Genomic DNA, 18,771 nt, shown 5'->3' with positions numbered 1-18,771 from the left:
ATCACTCAAAATAAAGGATTAGACAGTGGATTCGTTAATCGGCTCTAGTGCAACTTGCTCTGTGTTATCACTCTGCTCTTTAGGTGTACGTTTAGCCAATACGTAGTAGAACAGTGGCGTAAGTAACAGACCGAAGATAGTTACACCAATCATGCCGGAGAACACAGCGATACCCATTGCTTGTCTCATCTCGGCACCTGCACCGGTAGAGAACACCATCGGAACTACACCCATAATGAAAGCAATCGACGTCATCAAGATTGGGCGAAGACGTAAGCGTGATGCTTCAAGCACTGCTTCCATTACAGTACGACCTTTGTCTTGCAACTCTTTGGCGAATTCTACGATTAGGATGGCGTTTTTAGTTGCCAAGCCAACCAGTACGATTAGACCAATTTGAGTGAAAATATTGTTGTCGCTACCCCATAGAATCACGCCGCTGATCGCCGATAGAAGCGTCATAGGAATGATTAAGATGATTGCCATCGGAAGACGTACACTTTCGTATTGCGCAGCAAGTACTAGGAACACCAACAAGATAACCAATGGGTAGATCAACATAGCTGTATCACCGGCCAATTTCTGTTGGTAGGTCAGTTCTGTCCATTCGTAAGTCATGCCAATCGGTAGTGTTTCTGCAAGGATCTGCTCAATCGCCGCTTGCGCTTCACCTGAGCTGAAACCTGGCATAGGGCTACCATTGATTTCTGCTGTGGTGTAAGCGTTGTAGTGCATCACACGATCAGGACCAGCACTGTAATTCACATCAACAAACGCGCCCAGAGGAATCATTTCACCGTTCGCATTTCGAACTTCTAGCTGTCGAATCTGCTCTGGTGTTTGGCGGAACTCTTCATCGGCCTGAACGTTTACTTGGTATGTGCGACCAAAGCGGTTGATATCATTGACGTACGTGCTCCCCATGTAGGATTGCAGAGTAGAGAAAACATCGTCTAATGATAGGTCTTGCTTGAGTGCTTTTGTACGGTCAACATCTAGGTCTAACTGCGGAACATTCACTTGATAGCTCGAGAACACACCAGTTAGCGCTGGGTGAGCCCATGCTTTCATGATGACTTGTTGAGTGACACCGTATAGTGCTTCGTAGCCGTGGTTCGCTCGATCTTGGATCTGCAAACGGAAACCGCCAATCGTACCCAGACCTTGAACCGGTGGTGGTGGGAAGATTGCGATGAATGCATCAGGGATAGAAGCAAATTTTTGGTTCAGCTGACCTGCAATCGCATTTGCACTTAGACTCGGATCTTGACGTTCGTCGAAATCAGCTAACGGAGTGAACACAATGCCGCTATTCGGACTATTGGTGAACCCGTTGATACTCAGACCTGGGAAGGCCACTGAGTGTTCAACTCCTGGTTGCGCCAAAGCAATCTCAGACATCTCACGAATCACCGCATCGGTACGCTCAAGTGAAGCCGCGTCTGGCAGTTGCGCGAATGCAACCAAGTACTGCTTATCTTGACCCGGCACATAACCCGTAGGAGTCTGATCGAATTGGTAAGCCGTTAAGCCAAGCAGGCCAACGTACATCACACCAATCAGTGCGCCAAGTCGAATGCTCTTCTTTACCGCGTAACCGTAAGCGACAGAACCTTTGTTAAATAGCTTATTGAATGGGGTAAATACGAAGCGCCCAAATAAACCATCCATAGCACGGGTTAGCCAATCTTTCGGTTGGTCGTGACCACGTAACAACAGAGCAGAAAGAGCAGGGCTCAAAGTCAGCGAGTTGATTGCCGAAATAAATGTCGAGATAGTAATGGTCAAAGCAAACTGTTTATAGAATTGACCCGTTAAGCCAGACATAAACGCAGTCGGGATGAATACCGCAGCGAGCACCAACGTAGTTGCAACAATTGGGCCTGTAACTTCTCGCATCGCTTTTTCTGTCGCCGCGATTGGAGCAAGACCTTCTTCGATGTTTCGCTCAACGTTTTCGACCACCACGATCGCATCATCAACAACGATACCGATAGCAAGTACCAGACCAAATAGTGACAGAGCATTTAAAGAAAAGCCCATTAAGTACATGAAAGCGAATGTACCGACTAGTGAAACTGGAACCGCAACTAATGGGATGATCGATGCGCGCCAAGTTTGCAAGAACAGAACAACAACTAGTACAACAAGTAATACCGCTTCAAGCAGTGTTTGCACGACCGCTTCAATAGAACCACGAACAAATACCGTTGGGTCGTAAACAATCTCGTAGCTCACACCTTGAGGGAAGCTAGCTGACAGCTCTTCCATTTTCGCTCTTACGTCATCAGAGATCTGAATCGCGTTTGAGCCAGAAGCTTGGAAGATTGGAATGGCAACGGCGTCTTGGTTATCAAGTAGTGAACGAAGTGAGTAGGTTTCGGCACCTAATTCAATACGAGCGACATCTTTCAAACGGTTGATCTGACCATCTTCACCAACCTTGATGATGATGTTCTCGAACTCTTCAACTTCGCTTAAACGTCCTTTGACATTAATAAGCAACTGGAAGTCTGACGAGCCGCTTGGCTGAGCACCAAGGCTACCTGCTGCAGCTTGTTGGTTCTGTTCGCGAATCGCAGAAATGACTTCACTAGGGTTGAGGTCTAGGCTTGCGACCTTGTTTGGATCAAGCCAAATACGCATGCTGTATTCGCCACCACCAAACAGGCGAACGGCGCCCACACCTTCGATTCGGGCAAGTTCATCCTTAACATTAAGCGCTGCATAGTTCGCAAGATAAAGTAAATCATAGCGCTCATCAGGCGACACCAAGTGAACGACCATGGTTAAATCTGGTGATGACTTTTCCGTCACAACACCAAGTCGCTGAACAGTTTCAGGCAAACGAGGTAGGGCACGATCAACACGGCTTTGAACTAGGGTTTGCGCTTTGTCGACGTCGGCACCAATGGCGAAGGTGACGGTTAACGTCATCACACCATCTGAAGTCGCTTGGGAAGACATATAAAGCATGTCTTCTACGCCATTAATCTCTTCTTCGAGTGGAGACGCGACGGTATCCGCAATCACTTTCGGGTTCGCACCCGGGTAAGTCGCTGTTACAACGACAGTCGGAGGAACAACCTCAGGGTATTCAGTGATTGGCAGTTGCCATACAGACAATGCACCACCGATGAATATGAGTATCGACAGCACGGATGCAAAGATCGGCCGACGAATAAAGAACTGGGAAAACATTGCAACGGTTCCTTTATTGCTTCACTTGCAGAGTCAGTAGCTCACTGCGCTGCTGGTCTCGTAATGCTTGTTGCTGGCGAATATTGGCAAGGGTGTTTTCATCAGCCATTGCAACTTCATCAGGTGTAACAGGCATGTTGGCACGAACGCGTTGTAAGCCATTAACGACAATCTTTTCGTCGCCTTTTAGGCCATCCAATACAATGCGCAGACCGTTAAGGCCTTCACCAAGAGAGATTGCTCGGTATTGGACAATATTGTCATCGCCTAAAACCAAGACATACTTGTTGTTGAGGTCGGTACCAATCGCCTTGTTATCAATCAACACACCTTGGTAGCTATCCGAGCCAGCGATACGCATTTTCGCGAACATACCCGGTAGAAATTTCTTATCCGCATTATCAAAAACGGCGCGAACTTGAATGGTTCCCGTTGCTTCGTCAATCGCATTATCTACAAAGTCGATGTAACCGATATGAGGGAAATCGGTATCGTTAGCTAACGACATTTGGACGACATTTTCAATTTCACCATCCGCTGAGATGAGGTTATTAATCTCTTGATATTTAAGGAAACTACGCTCATCAATGTCGAAATAAGCGTACATTTTCGAAGTAGATACCAGTGACGTAAGAACGGTTTGACCCGTAGTTACATAGTTACCTTTGGTCACTTCTGCGAAAGAAACTTTGCCTGCAATCGGCGCGCGAACCAGAGTGAATTCAAGGTCTAGTTCTGCTTTTGCCAAAGCAGCTTTAAGAGCTGAAACACTTGCAACACTACGCTGTTGATCCGCAAAACGTGCATCAACGGTCTCTTGTGAAATCGCTTTGGTTTTGCTTAGTCTTTGTGCACGTTCATAATCTTTGATTGCTTGATTCAAGCTTGTTTGAGCACTGCTAAGTTCCGCTTTCAAACGGTTAACTTCAGCAACAAACAAACGATTGTCGATTGAGAAAAGCACGTCTCCAGCTTCTACGAGATGGCCTTCTCGGAAGTGAACACGGTCTACGTAACCCGACACACGAGGCATCACGGTGACGGTTTGAGGTGATTCTAATCGACCAGTGTATTGATCAAGTTCGGTAACCTGTTCTACAAGCACTTGTGCCACTTCAACCGTTGGTGGTGGCGGCGCTGATGCTGGTGCTTCGGCGCGTGAATCTTGACATCCAGACAACACCAATGGCGCTGCAAATGAGATTAGTAGAAGAGGCGTTCTAAGGTGTTTGCCTACCATCTCGCTATCCTTATGTTAGTTTTGTACCGATCGGTATAATAATCCTGACTTTTGATATTGATCAAGTGAAATTTATAGAATGAATGGTTACAACATATGGACAACGTATGCCTGCCGCATTACCATTTAGGGGATTGAACGAATAAGTGGTAGTTAGATTATGGTAGTCGGTACAGCTGGTCGACCACGCAGTTTTGACCAAGAAAAGGCGTTAGAAGAAGCATTAAAAGTGTTTTGGGAACAAGGGTTTGAGGGAACATCTCTTTCTGACTTGACCAAGGCGATGGGCATCAATAAACCCAGCATGTATTCCGCCTTTGGTAACAAAGAACAACTGTTTCTTAAAGCGGTAGAAATGTATAAAGCCCGTGAATCAGAATATTTTTATCAGGCCTTAGAACAGGCTGATATACGTAAGGTGATCACGGACATCATCATTGGGAGCGCACAAGCGCATAGCTGTAAAGAAAAGCCAAAAGGTTGTTTGATGATCCAGGGCGCCTTGGCATGTAGTACTGATGCTAGTCCGATAAAACAGGCGATGATGGATTGTCGAAAAGAGATGGGTGAAATATTGCTAGCAAGGTTCACAAAGGCTCAAAATGAAGGCCAATTAATTGAATCTGCAGATCCACAAGTTATGACACATTTCATGGCCACTTTTCTTAATGGCTTGTCTGTTCACTCTATGGATGACGTATCACCAGACATGATTATTGCTGTGGCGGAGCTCGGAATAAAAGACTTACACGCATTCTGCTTAAACTAATGTTTTAATTAAAGGTTAAGGGGATTCGTTTTAACCTTGGAGCATGAGGTTTGGACTGTCTTGGTTATTCAAACCTCTCAAATAGCGAAGTACCATTTCATTACTTTTCCAATCACCAAGTTGAATGAGCTGGGTTAAATTTAAACCTGCATGATAACCATCTTGTAATGCACCGACACGGCTAGAGTGCCCACTCCATATGTTTCGATGCGCCTCTGTTGATGTGACAACGTCACCTAAGTCAGCAAGAAGATCATGGGCGCGCTGATAAATGCGGTCGATAGTCATGCCCGACATCGGAGTTTGACGATAGCCTGCTGGCCTTGCTCCTTTAACGGTTAGCCAACAAAAGATAAAATCATCTTCATCCAGCGGCTGGCAATAGGTTTGAACATAGCGTTTTACAATCGCTGAAAATCGGCCTGTTAATCGCTTCGGCTCTGGACTGATTGTGGTTTTAGATGTAACGCGTTCGATGTTAATGTCGCCATTTTCAAGAAACTTAACGTGCTTTTTGCGTATTTTACCGATTTCGCCTTCACGAAGTAGGGTACCATAAGCAACGGTAAGAACCGCGAGATCTCGATAAGGAACTGCCCGTTTTTCATTACCCCATAAATCCATCAATCTCAGCAAATGGTGCTTTCGAAATGGTTTAGCTTGCAGTTCGATAACTTGTGAACCCGTAATTTCCATCTCATCTTTTGGTAGTGATTTAAAGAATGTGGCAATGGCTGGTAGTTTAGTCACGTCATCCGTATTCATGATTTTATGGAATAGGCTGAGCTGAGCTCGGTATTGTTTAAGCGTATTAATCTTTACATCGAACTCTAGCTTAAGCGATTTGAACCAAGTTAATAGGACAGGGGCATAGATAGGAAAGCTATAAACGTTTTGGCCTTTACAGTAGTCATCCCATTTACGAACAACGAACGCTAACATCTTTAAAGTGTGAATACTCAACCCGCCACGGTTTTCTTCGAACTCATCTAAGTTCTTTCGCACCAGAGGTAACTCAGTCCAATTTGGGTCAAAACTCTCGTTTAGGTTTGGGAAGTTAAGTTTAAAACGACTGAGCTTCTCTTTTTGCTTTTCCCACTGCTGGACAGTTTCTTGATGAGAACGTTCAGGTGACAGCGTCACTTGGCTTTGTCGTTGAGTTGGGAGTTTCGAGTTCGTCATGGTACCAATGTTAGATACATAGTGTGATATAACTGTAATTATATCACACTATGTAATTAGAGCGACGATCGACATAAAAAACTCCATCAAACGAGGTGAGTTTCGTCTGTTAATTAGACAATGAGCCGAAATGGTAAGTTGATATGATGATCAGAGATTAATATACAGCCTAAGCATGTCTTTATGCTGGATACCGTTTTCGAATATTGGGTCGCTGTAATTGATGAGGAAATAGTCTTTAGATACCGAATCCACGCGAAAGCCCAATCTCTGGTAGTACGTTAATTGATAGCCAAAGGTACCCGTTCCTAACTCTATGCGAGTGATACCTTTTTTTGGTAACTCTGCAAGCACCGACTTTAAAAGTTCTGTACCGATACCAAGACGTTGATGACTGGGCAGAACTGAAACATTAAAAATCTCAACAGTGGTAGAAGTGAGTGGTTTAGCAATGCAAGCTCCTAGTACTTCATTATTATCACAAGCAATAAAGCACCAAGAATCATATAGATACGAGGAAATACTCGCCTCGGATGGATCCGCTTCTAACAGCAAATCAAAAGGAACCTCGCTAGGTTCGATTTCTTTAAATTCCAAGAAGAGCTCCTCGTATACAGCTAAAACTTAAGACACTAATTAAACGCCATGTTTGCGGCCATCACAACTAAAAGTACTGCAAAAATTTTCTTAATCGTGGCTACAGGAAGATGATTGGTTGCCTTTGCTCCCAATGGTGCAGTGAACCATGACGTCGAAACAATACCAAGCAAGGCTGGCAAGTAAACAAATCCCGCAAAACCATCACTCAACGAAAAGTAAGGAAGGCCAGAGCTCACGTAACCGACAGACCCAAACAGCGCGATGATGATCCCACATGCCGATGCACAACCGATCGCCTTTTTGACGTTAACAGAAAAGAAAGACAACAAAGGAACCAAAAGAGCACCGCCACCGATACCGATCATCGCAGACAACGCCCCAGTAATAGTGGTAAGAACAGTAAGCACACCTTTATTAGGTAAGGTACGTTCAGGTGCATTGTCGCTTTTGCTACTAAGGAACATTTTAACCGCGATAAGAAATACACTCACTGCGAAAATGGTTCTAATGACTTGGTCTGGCAATTGCGCAGCCATAAAGCCACTTATAAGTGCGCCCGAAGCAACCCCAACCATAATCCATGGTGCGATGTCCCACGGCACATTGCCATTTTTATGGTGAGCTATAGCAGAAGAAGTTGAAGTGAAGAGTATTGACGCCAAAGAAGTTGCAATAGCCACGACCACAACTTGATCAGATGGCAAAACGCCAAATTGCAGCAATATAATGCTCAAGATTGGGACGATGACTAGACCACCGCCAATACCCAATAGCCCAGCTAAGAAACCAACGCCGCTACCTAACACAGCACAACACAATATCAGTACTATTTCACTCACCCTTAATCTCCTATTAATTGTTAGGGTTTGCATTCCATATAAAGCAAATCATCAAAACGGATAAAGTAATATAACTGAGTAGCACATCAATGCCACCCTATAACTACATGAATATTTCTCATAATCAATGTGAAGGATTACCACTGTTTTTCGAACCTAGATTCGAGCTATAAAATAGACTCTTCTCTAAATCTAGCGAAACAATTACAGTTATATTGGCATTTGAAGTTATTCAATTATTAAATAGAGCTGTGGTGACTAATGACTGGGACTATAAAAATAATCCAGAAAGCCTAGAGAGAGTAAGGAAATAAGCTTTCAACTCAGGAAATAGGATACCGCTCAACATGACTACTGATTTTAACTTTACGATTAAAAGCATCGGACTTGATGAAAATTACCACCCTTCAGACAGTACGCGTATTACAACCAACTTTGCCAACTTAGCGCGTGGTGAGAACCGTCAGAGAAATCTACGTAACGCATTGAATATGATTAACAACAATTTCAATGCGTTAGCAAACTGGGACAACCCAAATCGAGACCGCTACTCTGTCGAACTAGAGATCGTGTCTGTTGATATCGACATTGAAGGCAAAGGTGAAAACTTCCCATCTATCGAAGTATTGAAAACTAACATTGTCGATCACGCGACCAATGAACGCATTGAAGGTGTAGTAGGGAATAACTTCTCTTCATACGTGCGAGATTACGATTTTAGTGTTTTATTGTTAGAGCATAATAAAGATAAACCTGGCTTCAGCGTCCCTGATAATTTCGGTGAACTACACGGCAACTTATTCAAATCGTTCATTAAGTCTGACACATACAAAGCAAACTTTAAAAAGCTACCTGTTATCTGCCTAAGTGTGTCAGATAATAAAATATACCAACGCACAGACAACCAACACCCAGTGTTAGGTTTCGAATATCAGCCAAACGAATCATCTTTAACTGAGCAATACTTTAAGAAAATGGGCCTAGAAGTGCGTTACTTCATGCCGCCAAATAGTGTTGCTCCGTTGGCATTTTACTTCTTTGGCGATCTGCTTAACGACTACTCGAACCTAGAACTGATCAGCACAATTAGTACAATGGAAACTTTCCAAAAGATTTACCGCCCAGAAATCTACAATGCGAACGCGGTTGCTGGTAATCGTTACCAACCAAACTTGAAGAACTCAGATCACTCACTAACACAAATCGTGTACGACCGTGAAGAACGTAGCAAGCTAGCAATCAAGCAAGGTAAATTCGCTGAAGAGCACTTTATCAAACCGTTCCAACACACGTTAGACCAATGGTCTGCGAATTTCGCTTAAGGCTAGGGGATTGTTCATATGTCAAAATTACTACCAACTTCTACCGCAGGCAGCCTACCAAAACCTTCATGGCTCGCTGAACCTGAAAAGTTATGGTCACCGTGGAAGTTACAAGGTAACGAACTAATCGATGGTAAACAGGATGCCTTACGTGTCTCATTACAATCTCAAGAGCTTGCCGGTGTCGATATCGTCAGTGACGGTGAGCAAACACGACAACACTTTGTGACGACTTTCATCGAGCACTTGAGTGGCGTTGACTTCGAAAACAGAAAAACCGTTAAAATCCGAGATCGTTACGATGCGAGTGTTCCTACAGTCGTAGGTCCAGTGTCACGTCAAAAACCTGTTTTTGTTGAAGATGCGAAATTCTTACGCTCGCAAACAAAACAACCGATTAAGTGGGCGCTTCCTGGCCCAATGACGATGATCGATACGCTTTACGATGACCATTATAAAAGCCGTGAAAAGCTAGCGTGGGAGTTCGCTAAAATTCTTAACCAAGAAGCAAAAGAGTTAGAAGCGGCTGGTGTCGACATCATCCAGTTTGACGAGCCGGCGTTTAACGTATTCTTCGATGAAGTTAATGATTGGGGTATCGCATGCTTAGAGCGTGCAATCGAAGGCCTTAAGTGTGAAACTGCCGTTCACATCTGTTACGGCTACGGCATCAAAGCAAACACCGATTGGAAGAAAACCCTAGGCTCTGAGTGGCGACAATACGAAGAGGTATTTCCAAAGTTACAGAAGTCGAAGATCGACATCATTTCTTTGGAATGCCACAACTCCCATGTTCCAGTAGAACTACTTGAGTTGATTCGCGGTAAAAAAGTCATGGTCGGTGCAATTGATGTTGCGACCAATGAAATAGAGACGCCAGAAGAAGTCGCAGAAACTCTAAGAACTGCGCTCAAATACGTCGACGCTGATAAGCTATACCCATGTACTAACTGCGGTATGGCGCCATTATCTCGCAGTGTGGCTAATGCCAAGTTGGACGCATTAAGCGCTGGCGCTGCCATAGTTCGAAAAGAACTTGAAGCTGGTGCTTAATACCAAAACGCTATGAAAAATGGGACTTGAGGAAGTCCCGTTTTTAGTTTGTTTTGAATGAAAGCTTACATATAGGTCACAGCGCATTTTAAAATTGCCCCAACGCTCAAGTAAACAAAAGCCATCTTTATTACTTCTCAAATATCCCCAGAGCAATCCAAACCGGAACCTGAGCTAACTCGCAAATACAAGACTTATACGGTCTTAAAGTTCGTTTAGCGCATCATTGGGACGCTGCATCAAAATGCAAATTACCCAACCGAAATTCAATCTGAATTCTGAGCTAAATATTCATTAGAGGGTAGGTGAGAACAGCCAGCTCTCACCCTATCAACTCCCGCATCATGGGGGGCACCCCCGACCGCTCGGCCCCAGCCACCCGTCATCCCCCGCTCAAAAATAACATTGTCCACTTGACAAGATTATTTTTGAACTATAAATTCAGGCGAAGCCCTTTCTAAATTTCTAAAGTTTAGAAGTGTAAAAATTTCTAAATCTTAAAGAAGGGTCTCAAATATTTTTCCTGCTAAAATCGTTTGATTTAATGAGTTTTACTAGAAAAAACATCACCTCTCTGGCCAATTCGCGGCCAATTCGTGGCCAATTCGTGGCCAGTTCGTGGCCAGTTCGTGGCCAAATGATGGCCATCTACAAGCATCCTCACACTAGAATATTATTCGTATTAAACCCTGTAAAATCCCAAATGGCCGTAAAATGGCCGTAAAATGGCCGTAAAATGGCCGCAAAATGGCCAGTCACTTAACCACTAATTTGTATCGAATGGCTTCAAATTGGTGCAGAACTGCCTGAATCACATGTATAGCTTCAGAAGTAGAAAGTACGTAATATTTTTTGAGTCTTGTCTAAGTACCAAATAACTCACTGGAATATTTATGCTCTAAAATGCATTAATATTCACTTCATACTTAGTGTAGGTTCGGCTATATTAACCGTTATGGTATTGGCCATAAGATAGATTCTAGGCTTGTGTCTAGAATCTAGAGTCCAAAGTCCGTCAGCGATCATCCATTGTCGGAGAGTCTTAAGTGACACTGAGACGTCATGGAGTTCTTGAAGTTTTTCGTGGGCTAGCGTTGGTCCGAAATCAGAATAGTACTGATGAATGAGTTCTAATGCTTGCAGCTTGACGCTTTCATTGACACGATTTGAAGACGGTTTGCCTCGATTTCCATGCGCGAGAGAAGCTGCACCTTGTTGAATGAAACGAGTAATGAGCCGTTGGAGTTGTCGATAAATTAAATCCAATAACTTTAAAGCGTCGCGTCGGCTTAGGTTATGGTGTAAGACATCTTGGATTATCGTCTGTCTTTGTAATTCACGGTCGTTCATAGTGATTAGCATCCTCAAACCTCCAAGGAAATGTAGGACATTTTCACTTGGTAATATTAGGACATTTTCGCTTTGTTATAACAAACTTACTGCGTATTAGATACATTATGTTAAATAGTAGTTTTTAATATTTAGGTCGATAAAACCCTGTAACTAAGCCATTCTCCTGCTCATATTGAACGCTCCGAATTTAGCTCGTTTGGTTCTCTAACTTATTAAAATTTAACAATAAGTCGATTTACCATAAAATAGATAATAACCATAAATGTTGTTGTTCAGCAAATGCTGGGCATTCTTGAACAGCAACATTTTTACGTTATCTATCTGAGCAAGATTTCGTGATGTTTAGTCTTGTAGACTTACAATCTTTGAGCCTATGACATTCGCGACACCGCCAACTTTAACTCGTTGAACACCATGTTCGTTTGATTCTACTGAAGCGAAAATCTGCGACAAGGCACCCATGACGCGGCCTTGCTCAAAAACGAATGAGCGTGAATGTTCGGTCGCTAAATACTTATCTAGATAACAAGCAAGTGCGCCACTCGCGCTGCCCGTTGCTGATTCTTCTGAAATACCAAACAAAGGCGCAAAGTTGCGGCAGCTTGCGGTTACTTCGGTGCCATCAGACAGCTCAAAGACATGAGCGCCAACTAGTTCGTGATCTTTAGAGAACTCAATCAACTTTGCTTCATCGATATTTACTTTATCGAGATACCCTTTAGGTACTTGGATAATAAGATCAGGTAAACCAGTCGATACCACCTGTGCTGGCAAACTTAAAGAGTTCAACACGTTTTCATCGATGCCAATTAAACCGGCCACTTCGGAATTTGAAAAGGTACGCCCAAACGTTGGTAAAGCCTGCTCCATGGTGACCTCGCCCAGAGCGTTGACCGATACAGGTAATATCCCTGCTTTGGTTCTCTGACGATATTGACCGTCTGTGATAAAACCTTTCTGATGTAATACAGAAAATGTCGCCAACGTCGCGTGGCCACAAAAATCTACCTCACCAGTAGTCGTAAAGAAAGAGACTTCAAAGTCTACTTCTTCATCGCTACTTACAAACGCCGTCTCTGAGTAACCAATAACCTGAGCGATGTGTAGCTTGTCTGCATCGTTGAGACGATCAGCATTTAGAACGACACCCGCTGGGTTTCCTCCGCTTCCATCCTTAGTAAATGCGTTAACTAAGAATACCTCTATGTTTTCCATCAATCCTAAACACCTTGTTTTGTCTTTGATGACTAACTTACTGGCATAGTTGGGGAAGTGCAAATTCGCTGTTTAATTACAAACTTGTGACAATTTTAGGTATGTTCTGATATAAATTCACCGCTCTGAATATATATCTCCCTTTTGCCACAGCTTTACAAATAACAGGATTTTAATTGTGTCTTTAGTTCGAGTGACAAAATTGAAAATTGCAGTAGCTAGCGCCGCTTTAATTGTGGCTAGTCTACTCGGTTGCCAAGCGTTCAGTTCCAATGAGTCTGAGACTGAAGAAGCAAAGCTAATCGTCAACTACCTTGACCAAGTATTAGACGCAACGCACCAATATGCCGTCGACAACGGTAGTTTGCCACCCATTACTTTGGATACTGACGCTAACTTTGGTTATTTGAATATCAACAACCTTATTGAGAACCCCGGATTATCCACGTGGCAAGGACCATACCTACCCTTCGAGGATACCTGGATTGGGGGGAACCAGTACATTAGCCATCCTGACTATATCGCGACACAGATCCTGCTCAAAGAAAAAGACAGTTCATGGGTGAGAGGAAGCTCTGAAACGGGCTGTCAACCTTCATCTGAGGCATGTTCACTGGCGGCTTGTATTTGGTTGGTTCCACTCGGAGCGGCTCAGGAGGTCAATCACATGATTGATGGCGAGATGAATACAGCGGATTCAGACGCCAAGGGTACCATTCGATTTGAAAAAGCTATGGTGGGAAGCCTAGTGTGTAAAATTGGTGACGACTACCCTTTACCAGAATAATTTAGACGCCTCGTCTTTGGATGGTCAAATTAGAGTGAAAATAATTAGTTATGGTGCATTAGAGCTCTTCTCTAAATTAGAATTTGCATACTCCCTCACTACTTCTCAAGATTATTTAAGAATAAAGTCGGAATGACCCCATCAGAGTACCGCACTGCGAATATTAAAGATTAGTCATCGAGAGCACTCCGTTCATCAACACTCCACAAGACTATCACCAAAGAGCATAAGCAAAACGGATGAAGCTTATGCTCTCCAATATTTCTATTGTCACCCAATAGATTTGGAACTAGCACTGTTAAGTAGCTGATAAATATAGATAGCGCTGCTGATCAAGGCGATAAACAACATCACCCAGTAAGCACCTGCCAATCCTAAATAGGTCGCCGATATTCCAGCGAAAAGGTAAGTCAATAACCACCAAAAATGAGTCAATGAAAAGTGGGCAGCGAAATATTGACTTGCATCTTGTCCAGATGATGCGTCATTGATGATCAAGCCAGAAGTCGTCTGTATTAAAGACATCCCTATCCCTAACGAGAAACAAACTACGATAAACCCAAGCCAACTTGGTAACCACGTCCCGAGATAAAATGCGACACAAATTACACACAACCCATGGATATGATATCGCTGCGGTTCCTGATTGGCGATGAGTTTGGGTAGTAGAAATGCAATCAACATCGAGCCAGCTCCTACCGCGAGTAATGCTAAAGCTGTCTCACTATCACCACCGTGTAGAATGTCATGCACATATACGACCGTGTTAACTATCACCATAGCGCTGGCAGCAGCCGCGGCCAAGTAGGCGTACCACAATCTCCGTAATGGCGGGATTGCTAAATACGCCAAGATTCCTTTATACAGCGTGTTAATGTTGAGTCGCTGTTTCTCGGCAAGCTTTGATGAATCATATGGAATGAAACACATTAGAATCAAAGCTGCTGAAAAAACAAACGTAAATGCATCGATCCAAAACAGTTGTCGAAAGGTCATCATCGTTAGCAACACTGCACTCAAAACAGGACTTACAACCTGTTCTAAGTCATAAGCGACCCGACTGTAAGACAACGCCTTTGTGTACTGCTCTCGGTCAGGTAATACCGTGGGCAGGGTCGCTTGGAATAAAGGCGTAAATGCAGCTGAGCATGCGTTAATCGCAAACATCAAAACATAGACTTGCCAAACTTGATCAGTAAACGGCAACGCAACGAAAAGGCAAGCCCTGACGATATCGAGAACCACAAGGGCTTGCTTCTTTGGCCATCGACGGCTAAAAAAAGCGAACACCGGTGCCAGACCAATGTAAGCGATCATTTTGAGGCCAAAGGCGATGCTCAGAACCATACTCGCGTCACTTTCAGCAAGTTCATAGGCCAACAAAGCAAGACATACCGAACTCAGCCCAGTACCAACAAGAGATGTGACTTGAGCTGTAAGAAGCCGGACGTAATCTTTGTTGCTCCAGATACTATTGCAAGAAACAGGTAAATTCATCACCACTCTCCCACTAAGCTTTTCACGTCTTTAAGCAATGAGTTTAACCAAAGTAATACCGCATCTTTGACCCTCTTGAACATGGTGCCTTGTTCAATATTATCAGCGCTAACTACGTTCACTCTTTTAATCGGTTGACCTTCGACACTCCAAACCACCTCACCGACTGCATCGCCTACTTTAACCGGAGCCATTAGTGTTTCGTTGATCTCAAGGATTTGCTCTACCGAGGCGACCTGGGTTCTAGGCAGTGTGATAAATACATCTTCATCAAATTGGACGGATGTTTCATTCACGTCACCCTTCCAAACCTCTGCTCGGTAAAGCTCCTCCCCTTTCTTACCGACTTGTAATGTGTCGTAAAAACGGAAACCATAATTCAATAATTGTCGCGACTCATTGACTCTAGTTTGAGCACTTGCCGTGCCCATAACAACAGATATCAACCTCATACGCCCCTGTGTTGCTGACGAGACCAAGCTATACCCGGCGGCTTCTGTGTAACCTGTCTTACCGCCATCAACATTTAACGTTTTGTCCCACAATAACTTGTTGCGGTTGTATTGCTCTATTCCGTTCCAAGTGAAACGACGTTTGTTGTAGAGAGAGTAAACCTCTGGGACATCATTAATCACGGCTTTTAATAACGTAGCCATGTCTCGTGGTGTTGTCGCAATGCTTTCCCCGTCTAAGCCATGGGCATTAATAAAGTTAGTGTTTGTCATACCAAGGGACTGTGCCCAACCATTCATTAAGCTAACGAAGGCGATCTCATCTCCTGCGACATGTTCAGCAAGCGCGACTGCAGCATCGTTACCAGATTGAATGATCAGCCCTTGCATTAAATCTTGAACATTTAAATCGTCTCCCGGTTTGATAAACATTTTTGACGATTCAGGGAAGTTAGCTGACCACGCCTTTCTACTTACCTCTACTGAGGTATCCCATTCTAGGCGCCCATTAACAATTTCTTGCCCAACAACATAAGCAGTCATCAACTTGGTGAGACTTGCTGGTGCGACTTGGACATCTGCATCACTTTCAGCCAAAACATCACCAGAATTTGCATCAATTAAGATATATCCTTTTGCACTTAAAACAGGTGCGTTAGGGATAATGACCGCATTAACGGACCCAGCATATGCAAAGGCCATTAAGATAAGAAAAGACTTCAACACATTCATGCCATTACCTCTTGCTTCAGTGCTGCTACATCACCGATGTAAGGGCGCTTGCACGACTTCCCATCATTAACATACTGAAACGCTTCGTTCCCTTTTCCACAGACAACGATTAAGTCTCCAGACTCGCTCATCTGCTTGGCGAGGGCTATCGCTTCTGCTCTGTCATTGACTTCAAAAACTGGCTTATCTTTGGCTTTTGAACGCAGCACTCTAAACAACTCACTTTGTAAAACGCCCATTGGATCATCAGATGTAAAAATTACGAGATCCGCATGTTCGGTACATATTGAACCGATGAGGCTTGCTTGTTGTATGCGGTCCCCTGTAACGCCTGCGACAACAATCAGTCTTTGGCTCGCTTTTTGTCTTGCTGCAGTCAATAGCGCTCTCAATCCGTCACTGTTATGAGCATAATCAACCAGCCCAATCGCCCCATTAGATAACGACAAAAATTGAGCACGTCCGTCGGGCATAACAACGTCTTGGATAGCATCAATAATTTGCTTCAGACTCCAACCTAATGAATAAAGTACACACGTGATTGCTAGTGCATTCTCAATGTTGTATTTAAAAGGCATGGGAGAGCGGACTTCTTGGCTCTCTTTTCCAATCTTCAGTCCAAAGTACATCCCACGCGCCGATGGTTCCCACTTTGTCGCGATAACATCGGCACTCGAATCATGCATTGAAAATGTCACAACCTTAGCTCGACCTGAGGCTCTTTCCATCACAGCGGCAGCATGAGGGTCATCAAGGTTCACCACTAATGTGCCATTGGGAGCAATGCGATCGACTATTTGTAGTTTAGCCTGCACGTAATTGTCTTTAGTGCGGTGAAAATCCATGTGGTCTTCCCCGATATTGGTGATCACTCCCATCTCAAGAGAGATAAACCCAGCTCTATCTTGCGAGAGAGCATGGCTACTCATCTCCATCACATTGAATTCTGTCCCAACACTTTGCATCTGATGAAACATGTTAAGTAGCGCAACACCATCAGGCGTGGTGTTGATAGTTGGGACCGTTTTATCATTGAGTTGTGCACCTAACGTCCCTATGTATGCACTTCGATTGGTGCGATTGAGAATTTGGTTGAGGCAATGCGACACAGTCGTTTTACCATTAGTGCCGGTCACTCCAATATGGCGCATTTTACGGTGTGGGTGTTTATAGAAGGTTTTGATAAGCGCTAGAGACTGATAGTAACTTTCCGTCACCAACGTCGGTATCGGTAGCGTCATTGGCTTATTCGATACAACGGCAATAGCCCCATTTTCAATCGCTTGCTGCACGAAATCATGACCATCATGAGTTAGGCCATAGCGACAAACAAACACATCATTTGGCTCTACGTCATCACTTCTTGTCTTGAATGACTTCACTTCCAATGAAGCTAATATCTCTAATTGTTGAGAGATTAAACTGGTCGGCATCTCAAACTCCTTAATCCAAAGCAGCCTGAAGTATAGAAATGCGCAGTTAATTAATGAAATCGAATGATTCTATATTCCGTATCGAATAGACTGATACACAAAGAAATTGAGGGGTATCCAATGGCACAGATTAATTGGCAACGAGTCGACTTGAATTTAATACTCACCTTTGATGCACTTTTTCGCCATCGTAGCGTTTCAAAGGCAGCGGAGGCTCTCCACCTAGGCCAGCCCGCTACCAGCTATAACTTGAAAAGACTACGTGAACTGCTCGGGGACCCATTATTTGAACGAGATGGTCATACGATGCGACCAACGGCAAGAGCACACGAGATCGAGCCTAAAGTAAGGCAGATCATGACAATCTTTAAAGAAGATATTTTGAACGTTGACGGTTTCCAACCACATCACTTCAGTGGAACCTTCAAGGTGGGATTCAGCGATTATGCTGAGCAGATCTTTGCACCTCAGCTTTTCGACAAGTTACAAAGCTTAGCACCCAATGCGAAAGTGATCTTTAAACCCGTTGATACTGGGAATTGTGTTACGGAACTCGAAGCTAGAAATGTCGATGTGTGCATTGGTGTATTTTCCGATCTACCCAGTAAGTTAAAAAGTACATTTCTATATAGAGAAAAGCACCTCTGTACTTTTGATAATCAAGTCCTACGTAGTGATTTGCCCATTTCATTAGAAACCTACTTAGAGACACCACAAATGATCGTTACGGCGAACCAAGCGCTTACTACTCGTGTAGACCAAACACTCGAAGAGCTAGGGGTTCAACGAAATGTTGTATTAGGTACAACAAGATTCTTAACCATACGAAGAATGCTGACAGGTAGAAAAACGTTAGCCGTAATGGCTGAAATGGTGGGTAGAACTGATCTAATCGATGACTCGTTGACGCTTTGCGAACCGCCTATCGATATACCTGATTTCGACGTCGAATTAGTATCACTAAGCGCCGACAGTTCGCATCCAAGAATTACATGGTTATCAGATTTGGTTAAAGAAGTCGTTACGGAGAAAGTTTCAAGGCTGCGTAATACCGAACAATAAACTAAGCACTGAACACCTTGAGACAAGCAGGTAT

The 18,771-nt window shown here is 43.7% G+C and carries 16 protein-coding genes; 6 read left to right on the top strand and 10 right to left on the bottom strand.

Translation table 11 applies throughout. From position 1 onward, the window contains the following. Positions 1-18: 18 nt before the first annotated feature. Together AC6R05_RS15815 and AC6R05_RS15810 are read right to left on the bottom strand one after the other, a co-directional pair. Positions 19-3,201: an efflux RND transporter permease subunit gene (locus AC6R05_RS15815; protein ID WP_150873281.1), complete on the bottom strand. Its 3,183-nt coding sequence runs from the start codon at positions 3,199-3,201 to the stop codon at positions 19-21. 13 nt (positions 3,202-3,214) lie between these two features. Next, positions 3,215-4,441: an efflux RND transporter periplasmic adaptor subunit gene (locus AC6R05_RS15810; protein WP_203347287.1), complete on the bottom strand. Its 1,227-nt coding sequence runs from the start codon at positions 4,439-4,441 to the stop codon at positions 3,215-3,217. A gap of 160 nt (positions 4,442-4,601) precedes the next feature. Here AC6R05_RS15810 and AC6R05_RS15805 point away from each other — a divergent pair, with 160 nt between their 5' ends. After that, positions 4,602-5,210, top strand: a complete 609-nt coding sequence (locus AC6R05_RS15805) for a TetR/AcrR family transcriptional regulator (RefSeq protein ID WP_500647970.1) — start codon at positions 4,602-4,604, stop codon at positions 5,208-5,210. Between the two features lie 30 nt (positions 5,211-5,240). On the opposite strand, the gene AC6R05_RS15800 is transcribed toward AC6R05_RS15805, so the two are convergent. The 3 genes from AC6R05_RS15800 to AC6R05_RS15790 all read right to left on the bottom strand — a co-directional run bounded on the left by AC6R05_RS15800 (position 5,241) and on the right by AC6R05_RS15790 (position 7,864). Beyond that, a complete protein-coding gene (locus tag AC6R05_RS15800) occupies positions 5,241-6,392 on the bottom strand; it encodes a tyrosine-type recombinase/integrase (RefSeq protein WP_500647969.1) in 1,152 nt (383 codons plus the stop codon). Between the two features lie 150 nt (positions 6,393-6,542). Then, a complete protein-coding gene (locus tag AC6R05_RS15795) occupies positions 6,543-6,989 on the bottom strand; it encodes a GNAT family N-acetyltransferase (protein ID WP_500647968.1) in 447 nt (148 codons plus the stop codon). A gap of 35 nt (positions 6,990-7,024) precedes the next feature. Beyond that, positions 7,025-7,864, bottom strand: coding sequence for a sulfite exporter TauE/SafE family protein (locus AC6R05_RS15790; RefSeq protein WP_500647967.1), 840 nt, complete (start codon positions 7,862-7,864; stop codon positions 7,025-7,027). A 314-nt stretch (positions 7,865-8,178) separates the two neighbouring features. On the opposite strand from AC6R05_RS15790, the gene AC6R05_RS15785 reads away from it, so the two are divergent. Together AC6R05_RS15785 and AC6R05_RS15780 are read left to right on the top strand one after the other, a co-directional pair. Beyond that, positions 8,179-9,153, top strand: coding sequence for a DUF1852 domain-containing protein (locus AC6R05_RS15785; RefSeq protein ID WP_285401159.1), 975 nt, complete (start codon positions 8,179-8,181; stop codon positions 9,151-9,153). Between the two features lie 18 nt (positions 9,154-9,171). After that, positions 9,172-10,206, top strand: a complete 1,035-nt coding sequence (locus AC6R05_RS15780; protein WP_500647966.1) for a methionine synthase — start codon at positions 9,172-9,174, stop codon at positions 10,204-10,206. 915 nt (positions 10,207-11,121) lie between these two features. On the opposite strand, the gene AC6R05_RS15775 is transcribed toward AC6R05_RS15780, so the two are convergent. Both AC6R05_RS15775 and AC6R05_RS15770 read right to left on the bottom strand, forming a co-directional pair. After that, positions 11,122-11,556, bottom strand: coding sequence for a helix-turn-helix domain-containing protein (locus AC6R05_RS15775; RefSeq protein ID WP_500647965.1), 435 nt, complete (start codon positions 11,554-11,556; stop codon positions 11,122-11,124). A gap of 345 nt (positions 11,557-11,901) precedes the next feature. Then, positions 11,902-12,774: a PhzF family phenazine biosynthesis protein gene (locus AC6R05_RS15770; RefSeq protein WP_500647964.1), complete on the bottom strand. Its 873-nt coding sequence runs from the start codon at positions 12,772-12,774 to the stop codon at positions 11,902-11,904. A gap of 178 nt (positions 12,775-12,952) precedes the next feature. Between AC6R05_RS15770 and AC6R05_RS15765 the strand changes: the two genes are divergently transcribed. Together AC6R05_RS15765 and AC6R05_RS15760 are read left to right on the top strand one after the other, a co-directional pair. Further along, positions 12,953-13,561, top strand: coding sequence for a type II secretion system protein (locus AC6R05_RS15765; RefSeq protein ID WP_500647963.1), 609 nt, complete (start codon positions 12,953-12,955; stop codon positions 13,559-13,561). Between the two features lie 75 nt (positions 13,562-13,636). Then, entirely contained in the window at positions 13,637-13,735 is a 99-nt protein-coding gene (locus AC6R05_RS15760) for an AraC family transcriptional regulator (protein ID WP_500647987.1), read from the top strand. Between the two features lie 96 nt (positions 13,736-13,831). Here AC6R05_RS15760 and AC6R05_RS15755 read toward each other — a convergent pair whose 3' ends face one another. Genes AC6R05_RS15755 through AC6R05_RS15745 form a run of 3 tightly spaced genes read right to left on the bottom strand, consistent with a single transcriptional unit; the run spans position 13,832 to position 17,675 of the window. Then, entirely contained in the window at positions 13,832-15,058 is a 1,227-nt protein-coding gene (locus AC6R05_RS15755) for an MFS transporter (RefSeq protein WP_500647962.1), read from the bottom strand. Further along, positions 15,058-16,242 carry a D-alanyl-D-alanine carboxypeptidase family protein gene (locus AC6R05_RS15750; RefSeq protein WP_500647961.1) on the bottom strand — a complete coding sequence of 395 codons (1,185 nt, stop codon included), beginning with the start codon at positions 16,240-16,242 and terminating at the stop codon, positions 15,058-15,060. The genes AC6R05_RS15755 and AC6R05_RS15750 overlap by 1 nt, the downstream gene beginning before the upstream one ends. Beyond that, positions 16,239-17,675: a Mur ligase family protein gene (locus AC6R05_RS15745; RefSeq protein ID WP_500647960.1), complete on the bottom strand. Its 1,437-nt coding sequence runs from the start codon at positions 17,673-17,675 to the stop codon at positions 16,239-16,241. Before AC6R05_RS15745 ends, AC6R05_RS15750 begins: the two co-directional genes overlap by 4 nt. A gap of 120 nt (positions 17,676-17,795) precedes the next feature. On the opposite strand from AC6R05_RS15745, the gene AC6R05_RS15740 reads away from it, so the two are divergent. Next, positions 17,796-18,737 carry a LysR substrate-binding domain-containing protein gene (locus tag AC6R05_RS15740; RefSeq protein ID WP_500647959.1) on the top strand — a complete coding sequence of 314 codons (942 nt, stop codon included), beginning with the start codon at positions 17,796-17,798 and terminating at the stop codon, positions 18,735-18,737. Positions 18,738-18,771 lie beyond the last annotated feature (34 nt).

The organism is Vibrio sp. R11-SG3-ISO9, from assembly GCF_059834255.1.
Note: the sequence above shows the minus strand (reverse complement) of the source record. Positions and strands in the feature narration are given on the sequence as shown.